At 70.8% G+C, this 19,504-nt stretch carries 13 protein-coding genes; 9 read left to right on the top strand and 4 right to left on the bottom strand.

Annotation, left to right across the window (positions count from 1 at the left end):
* The first annotated feature begins 69 nt into the window (after nt 1–69).
* From ACGFWI_RS20875 to ACGFWI_RS20895, 5 genes are all read left to right on the top strand, one after another.
* Nucleotides 70–1,056, top strand: coding sequence for an LLM class F420-dependent oxidoreductase (locus ACGFWI_RS20875; RefSeq protein ID WP_393907458.1), 987 nt, complete (start codon nt 70–72; stop codon nt 1,054–1,056).
* A 46-nt stretch (nt 1,057–1,102) separates the two neighbouring features.
* The gene (locus ACGFWI_RS20880; RefSeq protein ID WP_393907459.1) at nt 1,103–1,888 is read left to right on the top strand and encodes an SDR family NAD(P)-dependent oxidoreductase; all 786 of its coding nucleotides are present in this window, start codon (nt 1,103–1,105) and stop codon (nt 1,886–1,888) included.
* Nucleotides 1,889–2,000: 112 nt separating this feature from the next.
* The gene (locus tag ACGFWI_RS20885; protein ID WP_393907460.1) at nt 2,001–3,125 is read left to right on the top strand and encodes an LLM class flavin-dependent oxidoreductase; all 1,125 of its coding nucleotides are present in this window, start codon (nt 2,001–2,003) and stop codon (nt 3,123–3,125) included.
* Nucleotides 3,126–3,156: 31 nt separating this feature from the next.
* Entirely contained in the window at nt 3,157–4,896 is a 1,740-nt protein-coding gene (locus ACGFWI_RS20890; RefSeq protein ID WP_393907461.1) for an amidohydrolase family protein, read from the top strand.
* 157 nt (nt 4,897–5,053) lie between these two features.
* A complete protein-coding gene (locus ACGFWI_RS20895; protein WP_393907462.1) occupies nt 5,054–6,514 on the top strand; it encodes an aldehyde dehydrogenase family protein in 1,461 nt (486 codons plus the stop codon).
* Nucleotides 6,515–6,832: 318 nt separating this feature from the next.
* On the opposite strand, the gene ACGFWI_RS20900 is transcribed toward ACGFWI_RS20895, so the two are convergent.
* From ACGFWI_RS20900 to ACGFWI_RS20910, 3 genes are all read right to left on the bottom strand, one after another.
* Nucleotides 6,833–7,513 carry a zinc-binding dehydrogenase gene (locus ACGFWI_RS20900; RefSeq protein WP_393907463.1) on the bottom strand — a complete coding sequence of 227 codons (681 nt, stop codon included), beginning with the start codon at nt 7,511–7,513 and terminating at the stop codon, nt 6,833–6,835.
* 626 nt (nt 7,514–8,139) lie between these two features.
* On the bottom strand, nt 8,140–9,045 hold the full coding sequence (locus ACGFWI_RS20905; protein WP_393907464.1) for a zinc-binding dehydrogenase: 906 nt from the start codon (nt 9,043–9,045) through the stop codon (nt 8,140–8,142).
* A 107-nt stretch (nt 9,046–9,152) separates the two neighbouring features.
* Nucleotides 9,153–10,673 (bottom strand): CehA/McbA family metallohydrolase, encoded by a 1,521-nt coding sequence (locus ACGFWI_RS20910; RefSeq protein WP_393907465.1) that lies wholly within the window; start codon nt 10,671–10,673, stop codon nt 9,153–9,155.
* Nucleotides 10,674–10,844: 171 nt separating this feature from the next.
* Between ACGFWI_RS20910 and ACGFWI_RS20915 the strand changes: the two genes are divergently transcribed.
* The 4 genes from ACGFWI_RS20915 (at nt 10,845) to ACGFWI_RS20930 (ending at nt 18,776) form a co-directional block, all read left to right on the top strand.
* Nucleotides 10,845–11,669, top strand: a complete 825-nt coding sequence (locus tag ACGFWI_RS20915; protein WP_393907466.1) for a TIGR03619 family F420-dependent LLM class oxidoreductase — start codon at nt 10,845–10,847, stop codon at nt 11,667–11,669.
* A 387-nt stretch (nt 11,670–12,056) separates the two neighbouring features.
* Nucleotides 12,057–12,464, top strand: coding sequence for a VOC family protein (locus ACGFWI_RS20920; protein WP_393907467.1), 408 nt, complete (start codon nt 12,057–12,059; stop codon nt 12,462–12,464).
* 133 nt (nt 12,465–12,597) lie between these two features.
* Complete coding sequence (locus ACGFWI_RS20925) at nt 12,598–15,246, top strand: bifunctional FO biosynthesis protein CofGH (RefSeq protein WP_393907468.1); 2,649 nt, start codon at nt 12,598–12,600, stop codon at nt 15,244–15,246.
* A gap of 128 nt (nt 15,247–15,374) precedes the next feature.
* Entirely contained in the window at nt 15,375–18,776 is a 3,402-nt protein-coding gene (locus ACGFWI_RS20930) for a tetratricopeptide repeat protein (protein ID WP_393907469.1), read from the top strand.
* Between the two features lie 385 nt (nt 18,777–19,161).
* Here ACGFWI_RS20930 and ACGFWI_RS20935 read toward each other — a convergent pair whose 3' ends face one another.
* Entirely contained in the window at nt 19,162–19,416 is a 255-nt protein-coding gene (locus tag ACGFWI_RS20935; RefSeq protein WP_086720495.1) for a hypothetical protein, read from the bottom strand.
* Between the last annotated feature and the right edge of the window lie 88 nt (nt 19,417–19,504).

Genomic DNA, 19,504 nt, shown 5'->3' on the forward strand with positions numbered 1-19,504 from the left:
CCTCCCCTTGCCTGTTGGCCCCGCAAGCACGACGATGGCCCGCGCAAGCTATATGACGGTGCGTCAGATATGGCTGGAGGGCATGTGGTGGACGGCATGCGCGGTGGGGTGTGGCGGCCGGAGCCGGGGCGGCTGGTGTACGGGATGCAGCTGCCGGTGCAGTCGCAGAGCACGCTGTATGCGGAGAGCTGGGAGGCCGGGGCGGGGCCCGTGGAGCTGGTCGCGATCGCGCGGGCCGCCGACCGGTACGGGTTCGCGTATATCGCCTGCTGTGAGCACATCGCGATTCCGCGGCGGCTGGCCGAGGCGATGAGCACCGTTTGGTATGACCCGGTCGCCACCCTTGCGCATCTGGCCGCCGTTACCGAGCGCGTCCGGCTGCTGAGCCATGTCGCCGTCGTCGGCCTCAAGCATCCGCTGATCACGGCCAAGCAGTACGCGACGCTCGACCGGCTCTCCGGCGGGCGGCTGATTCTCGGGGTGGGGGCCGGGCACGTGACGGAGGAGTTCGCGGCGCTCGGGGTGGACTTCGAGCGGCGGGGGGCGGTGCTGGACGAGACGGTCGATGCACTGAAGGCGGCGCTGGGGCCGGAGGAGTTCCCGAAGTTCGCGGGGGAGCGGTTCACGTTCGAGGGGCTGGGGCAGGCGCCGCGGCCCGTGCAGACGCCGCGGCCGCCGATCTGGGTGGGTGGCTCCTCGCCCGCCGCCGTACGCCGGGCCGCGGTGCGCGGTGACGGCTGGCTGCCGCAGGGGGACCGGCGTGCGGAGCTGCCGGCGCAGATCGGGAAGCTGCGGAGGCTGCGGGAGGCGGCCGGCGTGGCGGAGCCCGTCGTGATCGGCACCATCGCCGAGCCGCTGTACGTCGGCGAGCCGGGGTGGGAGGTCGGCCGGCGGTCCCTGACCGGGGCGCCGGAGCGGATCGCGGAGTCGCTGCGGGAGTACGGGGCCATGGGGGTGGACCAGATCCAGGTGCGGTTCCGCAGCCGCAGCTGTGACGAACTGTCGGATCAGATGGCGGCGTTCGGGACGGATGTCGCGCCGTTGCTGAACGGCTGACGGCCCGGACGGGCGAAGAGCAACTCACCAGCGGAGGAGTGCAGGCATGGGCAAGCTCGACGGGCGGGTTGTCATCGTGACGGGTGCGGCGCGCGGCCAGGGTGAGCAGGAGGCGCGGCTGTTCGCCGCGGAGGGCGCGAAGGTCGTGCTCGGGGATGTGCTCGACGCGCAGGGCGAGGCGCTCGCCAAGGAGCTGGGGGAGGACCGGGCCCGCTTCGTCCACCTGGATGTGACGCAGGAGGCGGACTGGCAGGCCGCGGTGGTCGCGGCCAAGGACGCCTTCGGGATGATCGACGGGCTGGTCAACAACGCGGGGATTCTTCGTTTCAACGAGCTGGTGTCGACCCCGCTGGCGGAGTTCCAGCAGGTCGTCCAGGTCAATCAGGTCGGCTGCTTCCTGGGCATCCGTACGGTGGCGCCGGAGATCGAGGCGGCCGGTGGCGGCACGATCGTCAACACCGCCTCGTACACGGCTCTGACGGGCATGGCCTTCGTCGGCGCCTATGCCGCGACCAAGCATGCGGTCCTCGGTCTCACCCGGGTCGCCGCGGTGGAGCTGGCGGCGAAGAAGATCCGGGTCAACGCGGTGTGCCCGGGGGCGGTGGACACCCCGATGACCAACCCGGCCGCGCTCGATCCGAGCGCCGATCCCGCCGAGTCGAAGCGGGCCGTGGACGAGCTCTACCAGAAGCTGGTGCCGCTGGGCCGGATCGGTCAGCCGGAGGAGATCGCCAAGCTGGCGCTCTTCCTGTCGTGCGAGGACTCGTCGTACATCACCGGGCAGCCGTTCGTCGTCGACGGCGGCTGGCTGGCGGGGGTCAGCATCATCTGACGGCCCATCAGTCGGCCGGGCGACGGCTCTTGACGCTCCCCGTGTGCGGTGGAACAGTCGGCACATCGAATCTGACGGTACGTCAGAAATAGCTCAGGGACGGTGAACCTCCTTGGAATTCGGGCTCTTTGTACAGGGATACGTGGGCAAGCGGGCCGAGACCGATCCGCTCGCGGAGCACAAGGCGCTGATGGAGGAGACCGAGTACGTCATCCAGGCGGACAAGTCCGGCTTCAAGTACGCCTGGGCGTCCGAGCACCACTTCCTGGAGGAGTACTCGCACCTCTCCGCCAATGACGTCTTCCTCGGCTATCTGGCCCATGCGACCGAACGGATCCATCTGGGGTCCGGGATCTTCAACCCCCTCGCCCAGGTCAATCACCCCGTGAAGGTCGCCGAGAAGGTCGCCATGCTCGACCATCTCAGCGAGGGCCGCTTCGAGTTCGGCAGCGGGCGGGGCGCCGGCAGCCACGAGATCCTGGGGTTCCTGCCGGGCATCACCGATATGAACCACACCAAGGAGATCTGGGAAGAGACCATCGCCGAGTTCCCGAAGATGTGGCTCCAGGAGGAGTACGTCGGGTTCCAGGGCAAACACTGGCAGCTGCCGCCGCGCAAGATCTTTCCCAAGCCGTACGGGGCCTCGCACCCGGCGATGTGGTACGCGGCCGGCTCACCGTCCTCGTACGCCATGGCCGCGAAGAAGGGGCTGGGCGTCCTCGGCTTCAGCGTGCAGAAGGTCTCCGACATGGAGTGGGTGCTGGAGCAGTACAAGACGGCGATCCGGGACGCCGAGCCGGTCGGCGACTTCGTCAATGACAACGTGATGGTCACCTCCACCGCGATCTGCGCCGAGACACACGACAAGGCCGTCGAGATCGCCGTCAACGGAGGCCTGAACTATCTGCAGTCGCTGGTCTTCCGCTACCACGACACCTTCCCGCGGCCCGACGGCATCCCCGAGTGGCCCGAGCTGCTGCCCGACTACACCGCCGAGATCATCGAGCTGCTGATCGCCGAGGAGCTGATGATCTGCGGCAACCCGGACGAGGTGCTCCAGCAGTGCAAGCGCTGGGAGCGGGCCGGCGCCGACCAGCTGAGCTTCGGGCTGCCGATCGGGGTGTCGTACGAGGACACGATGAACACGCTCAAGCTCATCGGTGAGCACGTGATCCCGAAGATCGACACCGATCCGGTGCACCGGACGAGCCGGTTCCGTCAGGCCGCGGGCAGCTGAATTCCGCCGAGGGGAAGGGGGCGCACCGCCCATGCTCGACCACCTGATCAAGGGCGCGACCGTTGTGGACGGGACGGGCGCGCCTTCGTACACCGCCGATGTCGGCATCCGCGACGGCCGTATCGCCGTCGTCGCCCAGCCCGACGCCGTCACCGAGGAGGCGAGGACCAGCGAGGACGCGACCGGTCGGGTCCTCGCCCCCGGCTTCGTCGATCCGCACACCCATTACGACGCGCAGCTGTTCTGGGACCCGTACGCGACCCCCTCGCTCAACCACGGTGTGACGACCGTGGCGGGCGGCAACTGCGGTTTCACCCTGGCACCGTTGCGCCCCGGGCGGCCCGCCGACGCCGACTACACCCGCCGGATGATGTCCAAGGTCGAGGGCATGTCCCTGGTGGCGCTCGAAGACGGCGCACCCTGGACGTGGAACTCGTTCGGCGAGTACCTGGACGCGCTGGAGGGGCGGATCGCCGTCAACGCGGGCTTCATGGTGGGACATTGCGCGCTGCGGCGGTACGTCATGGGTGCCGATGCCGTCGGCGGGCAGCCGACGCCCGAGCAGATGGAAGAGATGCTGGCGCTCTTCCACGAGGCGATGGAGGCGGGGGCGTGGGGTTTCTCCACCACGCAGTCGTCCACCCACTCCGACGGCGACGGGAAGCCGGTCGCCTCCCGGCACGCCGAACCGGCGGAGCTGCTCGCGCTGTCGCGGGCCGTCGCCGCGCACGAGGGCACCCAGATCGAGGCGATCGTGGCGGGCTGTCTCGATCAGTTCAGCGATGCCGAGATCGAGCTGTTCGTGGAGATGAGCGCGGCGGCCGGCCGCCCGCTGAACTGGAACGTGCTGACGATCGACGCGTCGGTGCCCGAGCGGGTGCCGCGCCAGCTGATGGCCGGCGAGCGGGCCCGGGAGGCCGGCGGCCGGATCGTCGCCCTGACGATGCCGATCCTCACCCCCATGAACATGTCCCTCGGCACCTTCTGCGCCCTGAACCTGATCCCCGGCTGGGGCGATGTCCTGAGCCTGCCGGTGCCCGAGCGCATCGAGAAGCTCCGCGACCCCGACGTCCGGGCCGAGATGCTGCGGCGCGCGCACAGCAAGGAGGCGGGCGTCTTCCGGCGGCTCACCCACTTCGGCCGGTATGTCATCGGGGACACCTACTCCCCGGCCAACGACGGCCTCACCGGGCGCGTCGTGCGGGACATCGCGGCCGAGCGCGGCCAGGAACCCTTCGCCTGCATGGTCGAGATCTGCGCCAACGACCAGCTGCGGACGGTCCTGTGGCCGATGCCCACCGACAACGACCCGGACTCCTGGGCGCTGCGTGCCGAGACCTGGCAGCACGAGGACGTGCTGCTCGGCGGGTCGGACGCGGGCGCTCATCTGGACCGGATGTGCGGTGCCCCGTACACGACGCGCTTCCTCGGCGACTGTCTGCGGGGCAGGAAGCTGATGGGCCTTGAGCAGGCGGTGAAGATGCTCACCGACGACCCCGCACAGCTCTTCGGCCTGCGCGAGAGGGGCCGCATCGAGGAGGGCTGGCACGCGGACCTCGTCCTCTTCGACCCGGAACGGATCGACGCGGGCAAGGCCACCCTCGTGCACGATCTGCCCGGCGACAGCCCACGGCTGGACTCCCGGGCGATCGGCATCAACGCGGTGTGGGTCAACGGCGTCGAGACGATCCGCGAGGACGTGGTGACCGGCGCGGTGCCGGGGACGGTGCTGCGGTCGGGGCGGGACACGAGGACGGTGAGTACGAAGTGAGGCCGGTGGGGCGGGGCGCGTACGAGGTGATGCCGGTGGGGCGGGATGTGGCTGAGGTGACGCCGGTCGGGCGGGGCGCGTGGGGAACGAGGCCCTTGGGGTGGGATGGGTGCGAAACGAGGCCCTCGGTGCGGGACGTGGGGGCGGTGAGCGTCAAGTGACCACCGCAGGGCGGCTGTTCATCGATGGTGAGTGGGTCGAGCCCGACGGCGGTCACTACGAGGTCATCGACCCGGCGACGGAGGCGGTGGTCGGGCTCGCACCCGAGGCGAGCCGGGCGCAGGTGTACGAGGCGGCGGCCGCGGCGCGGGAGGCCTTCGGGGCCTGGTCCCGTACGTCGCCCCAGGAGCGCGCCGCGATCCTCGACCGGGCCGCGGACGTGATCCAGCGCGACTTCACGGCGCACGCGGAGCTTGCCCAGACGGAGAGCGGCGCCACGACCGGGACCGCGCGCGGGATGCAGGTCGCGGTGGGGGTGGCGCGCTTCCGGCGGTATGCGAAGGGGGCGCTGGAACCGGTCGAGCAGGGGCTGCCGCCGCAGATCAACGAGGCGGGGCCGATGGGGAAGGCGGCTGTGCTGGGTGCTCTCGCGGCCCGCCGGCCCGTCGGCGTCGTCACCTGCATCACCTCGTACAACAACCCGTGGGCGAACCCGGCGGGCAAGGTCGCTCCGGCCCTGGCGATGGGCAACACCGTCGTCGTGAAGCCCGCTCCGCAGGACCCGCTGTCGGTGTACCGGATGGCGGCGGCGCTGGCGGAGGCGGGCGCGCCGCCGGGGGTGGTGAACGTCGTGAGCGGCGCATCCGCGGAGGCCGGCGAGGCTGCCGTGGACTCGCCGGACGTGGACATGGTGAGCTTCACGGGCTCCACGGCGGTCGGGCAGCGCATCGCCGAGGTGTGCGGACGCGGGATGAAACGCCAGCTCATGGAGCTGGGCGGCAAGGGCGCCGCGGTGGTCTTCGACGACGCGGACCTGGACTCGGCGGTGGCCGGTATCGGCACGACGTACTCCTTCTACAGCGGGCAGATCTGTACGGCGCCGACGCGGGTGATCGTGCAGAGAGGGCTGTACGAGGCGCTGGTGGAGCGGCTGGCGCAGTACCTGGGGCACCTCAAGGTCGGCGACCCCCGTGCGCAGGGGACGGTGGTCGGACCGGTGATCTCGGCCGCGCACCGCGACCGGATCGAGTCCTATGTGGAGCTGGGCAGGAAGGAAGGCGCACGGGTCGTGGTGGGCGGTGAACGGCCGTCCGCTCCGGGGCGCGGCTTCTACGTCGCGCCGACGCTGCTGGCCGACTGCACCCACTACATGCGGGTCGTGCGGGAGGAGATCTTCGGTCCGGTCGTCGTGGTCGTGCCCTTCGACGAGGAGGAAGAAGGGGTGGCCCTCGCCAACGACAGCGACTACGGGCTCATCGACTATGTGTGGTCCGGCGATATCGCCCGCGCCTTCCGGGTGGCCCGGCAGCTGCGGGCCGGCGGGGTCGGCGTGAACACGGTCGGCCGGAACATGGAAGCGCCCTTCGGAGGCTTCAAGAAGAGCGGGGTCGGGCGGGACGTGGGCTCGTACGCGCTGCACGCGTACAGCGAGCTGCAGGCGATCGTTTGGCCGGGGTGAGGGCGGAGCCGGGGGGCGGGTGTCGGGGGTGCCGGGGGACGTGGACCGGGGGCGCTGTTGTGCAGGGAGGGGGAGGGAGGGGGAGGGCTTCGTGGGGTCTTCAGGAGTCCGACGGGAAAATTTGGAAACGGGGTAAAACGGACAGCGCTGCGGTTCTCGCAATGCGGAAGATGTATGTCGAAACGATTAAGTCAAAGGCTCAACTTGTGATTCGGTTCGTGTTGCATGGCTGATTGGCCGGTGATGCCTGTGTAGTGAAGGCCGGATGTGCGGAGGATGACCTTCCGGATACGGATACAGCAGCGCTTAACGTCCTGTTCATGGTTCGACCAGTGGCCGCAGGCGTCGCCGTGCCGTGAGGTCGAGCAGCTCCTCCAGCACGGGCCCGCCGGCCCCGTTCCGGGTGATGAGCGGGATGAGCCAGAAGCCGGCGACACCGATGTTCTCCACCGCGAGGCGGCTCGGGGCTACGGCAGAGGCGGCCTGCCGGGACGAGGCGCCGTACGTGACCAGGCGCCCGAGGTACCCGAGTGCGTCCAAGGCGGAGTCGAGGACCGGGCCACCGATGGCGTCCAGGATGATGTCGACGGGGCGGCCCTGATTGGCATCGAGGACCCGCTCCCGGTAGCCCTCCGCGTCGCCGTCGATCGCCGCGTCCGCGCCGAGTTCGAGGGCGAAGGCGCGCTTCGCCTCCGATGACGCCGTAGCGATGACACGTCCTGCGCCGAACTCCCGGGCCAGCTGGACGGCGAGACTGCCCGTCCCGCCCGCGGCGGCATGGACCACGACGCTCTCGCCGGGCCGCACGCGGGCGACCGACCGCAGCACATGCCACGCCGTCAAACCCTGTACGAGCAGAGCCAGCGCCTCGCCCGCGCTCACCCCCTCCGGTAACGCGACCAGATCACGGTCGGGGACGACCGTCCTCGCCGCATAGCCACCCTGCACGACATAGCCGAGGACCCGCCGGCCGTCCGCGGTCCGGCCGACGACCTCCATGCCGGGGATCCGCGGCAGCGGGGCCCTTCGGTGCGTACCGACCGTCGGGTTGCTCGCCCGCGATCTGCTTGATGTCGCCGAAGTTGACGCCCGCTGCCTCCACCTCGACCAGGGTCTCGCCCGGCCCCGCCACCGGGTCCGGCACATCGGCCTCCGTCAGCACCTCCGGGTCACCGAATCGCTCGAACTGCATTGCACGCATGAAGGCCCCTCCCGGACTGGTCATGATTCCCCGCGACTGGTCCCGATCCCCGCCAAACTACGTGGCCTCCGGCCGTCGCGGCGGGCACTCATGACGGGCACTCACATCGGCCCCCACGGCGCTGCACGGCGAACACCACCGGGGGCGCTCGCTCGCTGGGCCGGAATGGCCAGGCGATCTGCACGTCGACGGCCCGACAGTGATTCACGGCGAGCGGCCTGCGGCCGTTCGGCGAACCTCCGCCGGCCCGTCATCACCGGGCGGGGCCCGCGACCGGGTCGTTGAACCGGCTTACCCGCCACCCACCATCGCCGGGCACCGCCCACCAATGCCGGGCGCCATCCACCATTGCCGGCGCCACCCACCATCACCGGGCGGCGCCCGCGAGCCGGCGCCGATGAACCGGCTTATCCGGCCTGCGTGTTCACCCGACCGTCAGGACCGCCTTTCCGCGGATCTCGCGGTTGATCAGGGCGGTGGCGGTCTCGCCGGCCTGTGCCCAGTCCGCCACCCGGTCCACGCTCGACTCAAGGCGGCCCTCGGCGACGAGGCGGACGAGGTGGGCCAGATCGGGTCCCGTATCGCCGCCCGCCTGAATACCGATCAGCTTCAGCCGGCCGACGACCAGCTGGTACGGCTGGAGCGGCGTCGGCTCGGCCGAGGTGGCGCCGATGGAGATGACCGTGCCGTCGGGGGATATCCGGCCGAGCAGCTCGCCGAGCAGTGCGCCCCCGACGTTGTCCAGCACCACGTCCACCGGGTCGCTGAGATCAGCCGCACCGGTCAGAACATGGTCCGCGCCGAGCGCCGCCAGGCCCGCACCGCGCGCCGGGCTGCCGACGAACGCGACCACCTCGGCGCCCGCCTGGTGGGCGAGTTGGACGGCGAAGCGCCCCACGCCGCCGGACGCGCCAGTGATGGCGACGCGCTGTCCGGGCCGCACCCCGGCCGTGCGGAGCGCGCGCAGCGCCGTGAGTCCGGCCACGGGGAGGGCGGCGGCCGTCGTGAAGTCCACCGAGTCGGGTAGCACGGCGAGTTCATCGACCGGGACGGCGCGCAGCTCGGCCCAGCCCGCGTTCCAGCCCCAGGTGATGACGCGGTCGCCGGGCTTGGGGCCGCGGCCACTGGCGGCGGCCCGCTCGACCACGCCGGCGGCGTCCCAGCCCGGGACGGTGCCCTCGGCGTCGTCGTCGGACTTGGGCAGCTCACCGTAGTTCAGCGATATCGCGCTGATCTTGACCAGCACCTCGTCGGGGCCGGGAACGGGATCGGCGACCTCGCCCAGGGCAAGCCGGCCGGGTACGGAGTGATCGACAACAAGGGCACGCATCGGGATTCTCCCTAAGGGGTGGCGCTGACGCTGACGCCCTACGTAACCGGCGGGTCACTCCGGTTATTCCGGCTTTCGTCGGCGCCCGGTTCCTCTCAGCGCCGCGCTCAGCCCCAGTGGCCGAGGAAGACCGGGTTGGTTATGGCCGCCATGGGGCCCGGCAGACCCGCAGTCGTCGACGGGTGGCGGACTTCCGCGCGTATATAGGCGGCGTAATCCGGGGTGGTCTGCCAGCTGACGGTGCCGTCACCCGAGGCGGGCAGCGGGGTCGAGTACAGCCGCCCCTGGTCGGTGACGAAGGAGACCGTGCAGCCCGGAGCGCCGGACACCTTGAGGTGCGCCGTGACCTTCGCCGTACGGGGGGCCTCCAGGCGCTCGGCGATCCCGGCGTGTTCGCCGCGCTCACCGGTGACGGAGAAGGCCAGATCGACCTTCGATGACTCGGCGATCCAGACCCGGCCGGCCCGGATGCCGTCCTGCAGGGCACGGCGCGAGAGATCGTCGGCGAGCACCACGGTCTGCGGCAGGCCCACGACATCCGGGGCGCGGTGGGCGTCGCTGTGGCCGACGGCCGGCAGCCAGTCCGCGCGGCCACGGGTGTGTGCGACCAGGGTGTTGTCCCACTCGGCGAGGGTGATCTCGTCATCGGGGGTGTACGGGCCGTTCCAGACCTCCACCGCATCGGCTTCGTTCAGCCCGAACTTCCAGTTGCAGCCGATGCAGGTGGCGTGTGGATGTGCCGGAATGACCAGACCCCCGGCCCGCCGGATGGCGCGCGCGAACTTCCCGAAGGCATTGTCGCGGGCCCGGTAGCGCCAGTCGATGAAGACCTCGGGGTCGGTGCCCATCGCCACCACGTGCCCATTACGGGTGGTGACCTCCTCGCCGGTCAGGATCAGCAGGTCATCGCCCCACAGGCCGTCCCAGGCGCGGTGCGCGGAGGTGGTGTTGTGCTCGGAGGTGTTGATGAAGTCCAGCCCGGCGGCGCGGGCCAGCGCCGCGATCTCGGCGGGGGTGCGTTTGCCGTCGGAGTGGACGGAGTGCAGATGGCTGTCGCCGCGGTACCAGGCGCGGCCCCGGCCCCGGGCACGCTCGGGCGGATGGACGGGTGCCGGGGTGTGTCCCTGGGGCCCGTACCGCAAGGTGATCGTGACGTCGTAGGACAGCCCCTGTGGCGCGACGGTGTACGGCCCCAGGGTGATGTGCCAGGTGCCGGCGTTGACGGGACCCGGCAGATATCCGGGGGTGGCCTCGTCGGCGCGCAGGAAGAACTCCGTACGCGCCCCGCCCGACCAGCCGCGGAAGCCGGCGCCGCCGAGGTCCGTGCCCCGCTCGTCGAAGATGCCGATGTCGCAGGCGTTGCCGGTCGTGCCCTCGGGGACCGCGGGCTTGTCGTAGCTGTAGGCAACGGCGATCTCTCGGACCCTGTGCGGCACCTCGACCGGCAGATACACGAAGTCCGGCGCGCCCGTGGGCAGATGACCGGTCACCCGCCGGGTCCGCTCGCCCGGCCCGCCTCCGGACAGCCCGGCAGCGGGCGTTGCGTCGGCGAAGCTCACACGTCCGAGCGTAAGCGCGCCCGTCGCGCCCGCAACCGCTGAAAGTCTCAGAACATCGCGCCGTTCCATCCCCACCCCCGTGCCGTGTCGTGCTCGTCCGATTCCGCTGCGCGGCCGGCTCGTTGCACTGCGTGAAAACTGTTGTACGCGCGTGTGACGGAGAGGGAAAGGGCTGTGGATAACCGTCGGGCGGTGAGGCAACATTCGCTCACTCACACACCCGACGCGGAGGTGGCCAGCATGCGGATCGCGACCACGATCTTCCTGACCGACGAGACCATCCGGCCGGACCGGCTGGGGCACGAGCTGGAGCAGCGCGGATTCGCCGGCCTCTATCTCCCCGAGCACACCCACATCCCCGCCAGCCGGGACACCCCCGCCCCCATGGGCGAGCCGCTGCCCCGCGAATACGGCCGCACCCTCGACCCGTTCATCGCGCTCGGACAGGCCGCCGCGGTCACCGAGCGGCTCGCCCTCGGCACCGGCATCACCCTCGTCGCCCAGCACGACCCGGTCGACCTCGCCAAGCAGATCGCGACCCTCGACTTCCTCTCCGGAGGCCGCTTCACCCTCGGCATCGGCTACGGCTGGAACGTCGAGGAGGCCGCCGATCACGGGGTCGAGTGGTCGACCCGGCGCGAGCTGACCCGCGACAGGGTGGCGCTGATGCGCGCCCTGTGGGCCGACGAACCAACCGCGTACAAGGGCGCCTTCGGGTCCGTACGGGCCTCCCTCGCCCACCCCAAGCCCGTACACGGCGCGCCGCGCACCCTCCTCGGCGGCGCGGCCGGCCCCAAGCTCTTCGGGCAGATCGCCGAGTTCGCCGACGGCTGGCTGCCGATCGGCGGCCGGGGGCTGACGGAGACCGTTCCCGTGCTGCGGCGGGCGTGGTCGGACGCCGGGCGTACCGGCGAGCCGGTCGTGGTGCCCTACGCGGTCCAGCCCTCGGCCGGGAAGCTGGCGCACTACAGCGAGCTGGGTGTGCAGGAGGTGGTGCTGCAACTGCCGCCCGCCGGAGAGGCCGAGGTACTGCGGACGTTGGATGACTTCGCGCAGTACTTGTGACCTGTGACGTGGCGGTGACCCGTGACGTGGGGGTGGCTTGTGACGGAGGGGAGTGCGCCGTGCGTGATGGGTGACGGGTGCGAACCGGAGGCGGGGCCCGGGGGAGGCTCTTTTGCGGGCCTGCTCCAGGGCCTCGGCCGGGCCTAGTACCAGCGGTGTACGGCTCTTCCTCCCAGGTCGGTACCGGAGACCGATCCGCGCCGGCCTCTGCGGTCGTAGCGTCGAAGGTGCAGGGCCGCGGATCTCTCAGCAGACCGGCGACCCGTGGAGAACGGTGAACGGTGAACGGTCAAGAAGATCAACGGTCCAAGAAGGTCAACGGTCCGCGCTGATTCAGCAGATCAGGGGCCACGTTGATCACTCGGCCAGAGAGATCAAGGAGATCCCATGCCTCGCCTCGACCACACGATCGTGCACAGCAAGGACCGTTTCGCGTCCGCCCGGTTCCTGGCCGACCTGCTCGGCGCGCCCGAACCCAAGGCCTTCGGTCCTTTCGCGGCCCTCAAGCTCGACAACGGAGTGACCCTCGACTACGCCGAGCATGTAGCCGGCGACGAGTTCGTCCCCACGCACTATGCGTTCCTGGTGACCGAGGACGAGTTCGACGCGATCTTCGCCCGTATACAGGAGCGCGGGCTGCGGTACTGGGCCGACCCCATGCACAACAAGTCTCAGGAGATCAACACCCATGACGGTGGCCGTGGTCTCTACCTCAACGACCCCGACGGTCACAACATGGAGTTCTTGACCCGGACGTACTCCGAGGAACTGCTGGCCACCATGGCCGGCAAGTAGGCGTGCGGCGCGCCGCCGCCGGGAAGTGCCCCTGAGCGCGTGGTAGGGAACCACCGCCCGTAGTGATCAGTGGCACATCAACCAGCCGATCTCCGGCGGCGGCGCTGTCGGTGGGCGCTCGTATCCTCGGAGGATGACTTCCAGCGCGCAGGGACCTGACCAGGCATCCGACCAAGGGACCGACCGCGAAACGGGCACCGGGCCCGCCCCTCGGAGCGGGCCGACGGCCAACGCGATGCGCCGCGCGCTCAAGCGGGCCCGCGACGGTGTGGCGCTGGACGCCGGAGAGGCCGCGGTATTGCTGCAGGCGCGCGGCGCGGACCTCAGGGACCTGTGCGCCTCCGCGACCCGGGTGCGGGATGCCGGCCTGGAGGCCGCCGGCCGCCCCGGAGTCATCACGTACTCGCGCGGAGTCTTCATCCCCCTGACGCGCCTGTGCCGGGACAAGTGCCACTACTGCACGTTCGTCACCGTCCCCGGCAAGCTGCGCCGCGACGGCCACGGGATGTTCATGTCGCCCGACGAGGTGCTGGACATCGCCCGACGCGGCGCCGAACTGGGCTGCAAGGAGGCTCTCTTCACCCTGGGGGACAAGCCGGAGGACCGCTGGCCGGAGGCCCGCGAGTGGCTGGAGGCACATGGCTATGACGACACGATCTCGTACGTCCGCGCCATGGCGATCCGCGTCCTGGAAGAGACCGGTCTGCTGCCGCACCTCAACCCCGGGGTGCTGTCCTGGACGGACTTCCAGCGGCTCAAGCCCGTCGCCCCGTCCCTGGGGATGATGCTGGAGACGACCGCCGAGCGGCTGTGGAGCGAGCCCGGCGGTCCCCACTACGGCTCGCCCGACAAGGAACCGGCCGTCCGTCTGCGTGTCCTGGAGGACGCCGGCCGCTCCAACGTCCCCTTCACCACCGGGCTGCTCATCGGCATCGGTGAGACGTACGAGGAGCGCGCCGAGTCCCTCTTCGCGCTGCGCCGTATCCAGCGCGCCTACCACGGCATCCAGGAACTGATCATGCAGAATTTCCGCGCCAAGCCGGACACGGCGATGCGCGGAATGCCGGACGCCGAGCTGGAGGAACTGGCCGCGACCATCGCGGTGGCCCGGCACATCATGGGCCCCTCGACCCGAATCCAGGCGCCGCCCAACCTCGTCGACGGCGAGTATGCGCTGCTCATCGACGCCGGGATCGACGACTGGGGCGGCGTCTCCCCGCTGACCCTCGACCATGTGAATCCCGAGCGCCCCTGGCCGCAGATCGACGAGCTGACCGAGCGCTGCGCCGCGGCCGGGTTCGAGCTGCGCGAACGGCTCCCCATCTACCCGGAGTTCCTCCAGCGCGGCGAACCGTGGCTCGACCCCCGCCTGCTGCCCCATGTACGCGCGCTCGCCGACCCGGAGACGGGCCTGGCCGTGGAGGACGCCCCCGTCGTCGGCCGTCCCTGGCAGGAGCCCGACGAGGGCTTCACGATGGGCTCCTCGGGCCGTACGGACCTGCACCACACCATCGACACCGAAGGCCGCACCACCGACCGCCGCGATGACTTCGACGAGGTCTACGGCGACTGGGAGGCGCTGCGCGAGGCCGCCGCCCCCGGGATGGCGCCGGAGCGCATCGAAACCGACGTACGACAGGCGCTGGCGCAGGCCGCCGAGGACCCCACCAAGCTCACCGACGCGGAGGCGCTGGCGCTGCTGCACGCCGACGGGCCCGCCCTGGACGCCCTCTGCACCATCGCCGACGAACTGCGCCGCGACACCGTGGGTGACGACGTCACCTACATCGTCACCAGGAACATCAACTTCACCAACGTCTGCTACACAGGCTGCCGCTTCTGCGCGTTCGCCCAGCGCCGCACCGACGCCGACGCCTACACCCTCTCGCTCTCCCAGGTCGCCGACCGCGCCCAACAGGCGTGGGAGGTAGGGGCGGTAGAGGTGTGCATGCAGGGCGGCATCCACCCCGACCTGCCCGGCACGGCGTACTTCGACATCGCGCGCGCCGTGAAGGAACGCGTGCCCGGTATGCATGTGCACGCCTTCTCGCCCATGGAGGTCGTCAACGGCGCGACGCGTACGGGGCTGTCCATCCGTGAGTGGCTCACCGAGGCCAAGGCCTCCGGGCTGGACACCATCCCCGGCACCGCCGCCGAGATCCTCGACGACGAGGTCCGCTGGATCCTCACCAAGGGCAAGCTGCCCACCGCCACCTGGGTCGAGGTCATCAAGACCGCCCACGAGCTGGGGATCCGCTCGTCCTCGACGATGATGTACGGCCATGTCGACCAGCCGCGCCACTGGCTCGGCCACCTGCGTCTGCTGGCACAGATCCAGCAGGAGACCGGCGGCTTCACGGAGTTCGTCACCCTCCCCTTCATCCACACCAACGCCCCCGTCTACCTCGCCGGCATCGCCCGCCCCGGTCCCACCACGCGCGACAACCGCGCGGTGACGGCGATGGCCCGGGTGCTGCTTCACCCGCACATCACCAACATCCAGACCAGCTGGGTCAAGCTCGGCACGGAAGGCGCCGCCGAGATGCTCCGCTCCGGCGCCAACGACCTGGGCGGCACGCTGATGGAGGAGACCATCTCCCGGATGGCGGGGTCGAGTTACGGCTCCTACCGCTCCATCCAGGACCTCATCGCCATTGCCGACCAGGCCGGCCGCCCGGCCCGCGCCCGCACCACGACCTACACCCCGGTCACCGAAGAACGCCGGACCGCCGCCCTCGCTTCGGACGGCCATCTCCCGGAACTGCTGCCCCTGGTCGAGTAGAGCGGCCGGGCCGCGGAAATCCGCAGTTATCCACAGCCCCGGACCCGTCACTCCGCACACGGCTAATCTGCGAGAGCAGGGCGGTGGGACGACAGGGCGGCAAGGCCGACGCGGAGGGGGCGGAAGCGGTGGATCGCAGCAGATTGTCGCGGCAGGAGCTGATCCGGCTCCGGCGGCGGGAGGGGTTCGTCGGGCGGCGCGGCGAGATCGCCGCCTTTCGCGACAACTTCGCGCGGGCGGTGGAGGATCCGGCGCAGCAGTTCCTCTTCCATGTGCACGGCCAGGCGGGCGTCGGCAAGACGTCCCTGATCCGGCAGTTCGAGAGCGCCGCGCGCGAGCACGGCGCGCCGGCCGCGTACGTCGACGAGACGGTGCACGGCGTGCCCGAGGCGATGGCCGCGATCAGCGCTCAACTGGCCGCTCAGGGGCACCCCTTGAAGGCGTTCGACAAGCTGTGGGCCACCTACCGGGAGCGGCGCCACGAGGTGGAAGCGGCGGCCGTCGCCGCGGAGATGGCGCCTGCCTCGTCGAATCCGGGCGATCCCGAGGGTGGCGCCCCCTCGCCCGGCAGCGTGCTTGCCGCTCAGGCCGGGCTCGCCGGTCTGGGTCTGCTGCCCGGCGTCGGCGCCGTGACCGGAGTGCTGGACGCCCGCCAGGTGGCGCGCGGCGCGGACCGGCTGCGTGGTCTGGTCAGCGCCCGGCTGCGCAATCACGATGACGCGCAGCTGGTGAGGGAGCCGGTGGAGGTCCTGACCCCGGTGTTCGTACGGGAAGTGAGCTCCGTTGCCGACGAGGTGCCCTGGCTGGTGCTCTTCTTCGACACCTATGAACGGACAGGGCCGCTGCTGGACCTCTGGCTGCGCGACGTCCTGGTCAGCGATCGGTACGGGCCGCTGGCGCCCAACGTGGTGGTGACCCTGGCCGGTCAGACCGCACTGGACCGCCGGTGCTGGGCCGACTCCCTCGACTGTGTGGCGGACGTGCCGCTGGACACCTTCACCGAGGCCGAGGCACGGCAGTTCCTGGCCACCAGGGACATCGTCGACGAACGCATCGTCGAGGTGATCCTGCGGCTGTCCGGCGGCCTGCCGGTGCTGGTCTCCACCCTCGCCGAGAACCGTCCGCACGCCGCCGAGGCCGTCGACGACCCCAGCGACACGGCCGTCGAACGCTTCCTGAAGTGGGAGACGGACCCGGTGCGCCGTGAAGCGGCACTGGCAGCCGCCCTGCCGCGCCATCTGGACGAGGACATCTTCCGGGCCGCGGTGGACCCGGCCGCCGCGGAACAGTTCGGCTGGCTGTGCGGGCTGCCGTTCGTCGCCGACCGGGCCGGGCAGTGGCAGTACCACGAAGTGGTGCGTACGGCGATGCTCCGTCTGCAGCGGCGCAGATCCCCACAGACCTGGGCCGCCCGGCACCGCCATCTCGCCGAGACCGCCCGACGCAGCCGTGCGGAAGGCGCCGCCGACGCGAACCCGGCGGAGGCGGAGGCCTGGACCGATGAGCGCCTGCTGGAGTACCGGCTGCGGGAGATCTACCACTCCCTCTGCGCGGACCCGCGGCCGTCCCTCTCCCAGGCCCTGTCCGACACCCTGGACGCCGCCGAGCACGCACCGCCCGCCGTACGCAGAGTGGTGGAGACCATCCGCCAGGCCGGTGAGGACGCCGGAGACCCGGAGGCCGGCGACTGGGGCCGGCAGATGACCGCCGCGCTCACCGAGGACGGCGGCGGCCTGATCGCGGTCCTCACCGCTCTGCTCGCCCGCCCCGGTCAGGACGTGTCCCGGCAGGCCCGTATCCATCGCATCCGGGGCCGCGAGCACCGCAAGTCCGAGGCCTGGCCGCAGGCCTTCGCCGACTTCGACCGGTGCCTGGAACTGGAGCCGCGCAATGCCTCCGCACTGCTCGGCCGTGGTCTGACGCACCGCTATATGCGCTGCTTCGAGCGCGCTGCCGAGGACTACACCCGCGCCCTGGAGATCACCCCGGATTCATGGGATGCCGCCTCCCAACTCGGCGAGGTCCACCGCCTCCTGGGCCACTACGAACAAGCCGTGACCGAATTCGACCGGGCCCTGTCCCTCCAGCCCCGGCACGCCTTCAGCATTGCCAGCCGAGCCGTCTGCCTCCGTCGCCTCGGCCGTCACGAGGAAGCGCTGGCGGGCCTGGAACGCGCCATCGAGATCAACGCGGAGTACGCCTGGGCAATGGCCGAGCGGGGCGCGACCTACCGGGAAATGGGCCAGTACGACCTGGCCCTGGCGGAGTTCGACCGCGCCCTGGCAGTCAACCCCGCCTACGTCTGGGCCAACGCCCGTCGCGGCAGCACCCTCCGCGCCATGGGCCGCTACGAGGAAGCCCTCGCCGCCCTGGGGAGCGCAGCCGAAATCCAGCCGAACGACCCCTGGCTATGGGCCGAGCGCGGCAAGACCTGCCTGGAAGGCGGCCGCCACGAACAGGCGCTGGTGGAGGCCGACCGGGCCCTCACCGTCGACCCCGGCTATGCCTGGGCCCATATGGCCCGCGGTGTGGCTCTGCGCGCCCTGGACCGCCACGAAGAGGCACTGGCCGCTCTCGACCGGTCCCTGGAGCTCAACCCCGACGACGCCCCCGCATGGAGATTGCGGGGCGAGCTGGCCCGCCACCTGGGCCGTCATGACAGTGCTCTCACGGACCTTGACCGGTCGATCGCCCTGGACCCCGCAGACGGCCAGACGTTCGCCCAACGTGGCAAAACCCATCTCTTACGGGGCGACGACGCCCGCGCCCTCGCTGACTTCGACCGCGCCCTCGCCGACGGCGAGCTGACCGCCACCCTCCTGGCGCTCAAGGCCGGCTGTCTGCGCCGGTCAGGTCACCTCGACGCGGCACGGGAGGCGGTCGAAGCGGCGCGGGCAGCGCTGGATACCGGCTCCGAGGAGCCATCGGCCGCGCTGATCGTCCGCTACGAGGCAGCCATGCTCGCCGGCCTGCCCAGCGGCGCGCACGCGCCCGCTGCCGTCACGGACGCCTGGGAGGAGCTGCGGGCCGAAAGAGTTCCCCCGCGCACCGGTGGCGAAGACCCGTCGGACATCAACGGCAACGCCGCCGCTGACCGCAACGCCACCCCAAGCGGCAACGCCACACCCGGCCGCAGTGCCAGATCCGGCCCCGACGTCATCCCCGACCGCATCGCCGCCCCTGACGACAACACCGTCCGCAGCGCCGCAGCCAACGACGACTCCGCCGCCCACAGCCGCCACGCCCGCGGCGCCCCGCTGATGGGGACGGCCGTGGTGGCAGTCGTCAGCCGTTGTGCCCTCGGCGACTGGTCGGGTGCCGAGGCGTTCACCGCGGTGCTGCTGGACGGCTGCCCATGGGAGACAGTGGCCGAGACCGAACGAGGGGTGCGTGACCTCATATCCCTGCCGGGCGCGGATACCGACCGGCTGGAGGCGCTACGCGGCCAGCTGATACGCCATATGCAGGAGACGGCTCCCGATCCGGACGGTCGTGACAGTCCAAGGCGGAGCGCCCCCGGGCACGCATAACGAGGCGGCCGGGTGCGGCGGCCGGACAGACGCCACCGCTGAGACTGACGAAGCTGCTGAGGCTGACGCACCTGCTGGCACCGGCGTACTACCTGGCACCGGCGTGCCTGTTGGCACCGACGTACCACCCGACGCCGACGTACCTGCTGGGAGTGAAGTGTGGCCGCCGGAGCTGACGTAGGCGTAGGTGCAGGCACCGACGCGACCACCCGGGCCGCGAGCGACTGCGGTGTTCTGGCAATGCAAAGCACCTGAAGGGAAGGTGATCCGGCAATCTCTTCGCTGCTGTCAACTGCCCCGAGCCGGTGGGCCCGCCGTCATCCGTCGGGCGAACCCGGAACCACCGGATCGGCCGGTGGGTCGGTCGGCCGGTCGGCCGGGTTCTTTACTCTCCCTCGTACTCGGCCTCGTGCTGCAGGATGCACTGCTGCCACTGCGACAGTGCCTCTTCGCGGTCGCCTCCGCTGTCCTGGGCGGCGACGATCAGTGCGTCGGCAGCCATGGCCGCAAGCCGTACCGCGATATGGCAGACATCGCTTTGGGGGAGCGGCCGGAGGAGTTCCACCGCGCCGTCGCTGTCTCCGGAAAGCGCGGAGGCGACGACAGCCATGGTGGTGCGATCCCACTCGTACTCGGACATGGGGAGAGCATGCCCAGCGCGCGCCGCCGCCATCATCGAACGAATGAGCCCTCCGACGGGGCGGGGCAGGAGGGAGTGACGGGTGTGG

This window comes from Streptomyces sp. NPDC048434, assembly GCF_043200375.1.
In the GTDB taxonomy this organism is placed as follows: domain Bacteria; phylum Actinomycetota; class Actinomycetes; order Streptomycetales; family Streptomycetaceae; genus Streptomyces.